The organism is Flavobacterium bomense (genome assembly GCF_003970355.1).
In genome coordinates this window covers 1-1135 of the sequence record NZ_RYDJ01000213.1, presented here as the reverse complement: position 1 = coordinate 1135, position 1135 = coordinate 1, and the positions used below count along the sequence as shown (strand labels likewise).

At 34.1% G+C, this 1135-nt stretch carries 2 protein-coding genes; one reads left to right on the top strand and one right to left on the bottom strand.

The window, feature by feature from the left end:
• Positions 1 to 258 (bottom strand): carboxypeptidase-like regulatory domain-containing protein (locus EKL98_RS16825; protein ID WP_148104464.1); only part of this gene is annotated, 258 nt, incomplete at its 3' end.
• Positions 259 to 350: 92 nt separating this feature from the next.
• Between EKL98_RS16825 and EKL98_RS16820 the strand changes: the two genes are divergently transcribed.
• A partial coding sequence (locus EKL98_RS16820; RefSeq protein ID WP_199740751.1) for an Nramp family divalent metal transporter occupies positions 351 to 1135 on the top strand: 785 nt, incomplete at its 3' end.

Here is a 1135-nt window from a genome sequence, read left to right as displayed (position 1 = left end):
TTTTAGAATAATGTTTTTGGATATGGTTTTCAGGCCAAGAGATGAAATCTGAAATTTATAATTTCCCGCAGGAATATTGTCTATTTTATAAATCCCTAAACTATCGGTTTGGGTTTTGTACTTGGTTTTTAGTATTTCAATAGTTGCTTGTTGCATTTCCTTATTTTCAACAGTAATTCTGCCAGATATAGAAGCCGTATTCTGCGAAAATAGAGTACTAAAAGCGAATATTGTTAATAATAAAAATAAATATTTCATTTGGGTAAATTAATTTTTAGACAAATCTAAAAAAATAATTACTCAAACAAAATATTTTTGTATATATTTGTCTTAATAATTCAATTTCGGCTATGAGCAAATCTTTAGAAGAAGTAAACCAATCGGTAGCTACACAAAATAAAACCTCGACTTTTAGAAAAATTCTTGCCTTTTTTGGACCTGCTTATTTGATAAGCGTGGGGTATATGGATCCTGGAAATTGGGCCACGGATATAGCTGGCGGAAGTCAGTTTGGATATGCTTTACTTTGGGTTTTACTAATGAGTAATATGATGGCTTTGCTTTTACAAAGTTTGAGTGCCAGATTAGGGATTGTGACGCAACGCGATTTGGCACAAGCTTCACGAGAAACCTATTCGAAACCGATTAATTACATTCTTTATTTTCTTGCCGAAGTAGCCATTGCCGCTTGTGATCTTGCCGAAGTACTAGGAATGGCTATCGGGATCAATTTATTATTTGATATCCCGCTGATTACTGCTGTTTGGATTACCGTTTTAGATACCTTTTTATTGCTTTTTCTAATTAACAAAGGCATCCGAAAAATGGAAGCTTTTATTATTGTATTGGTTGCAATTATTGGAATTTCCTTTATTTTTCAAATGATTTTTGCGCAACCAGAAATGGGCAAAGTGATGTATGGTTTAATCCCTTCAATGCCCAATTCGGCTGCACTATATATCGCAATAGGAATTATTGGAGCCACGGTTATGCCACACAATTTATACCTGCATTCTTCACTGGTGCAAACTCGAAAATTCGACAGAAGTGTTGCCGGAATTAAGCAAGCTTTGAAATACAATTTAATCGATAGTACAATTGCCCTGAACTTGGCTTTCTTTGTAAATGCAGCTAT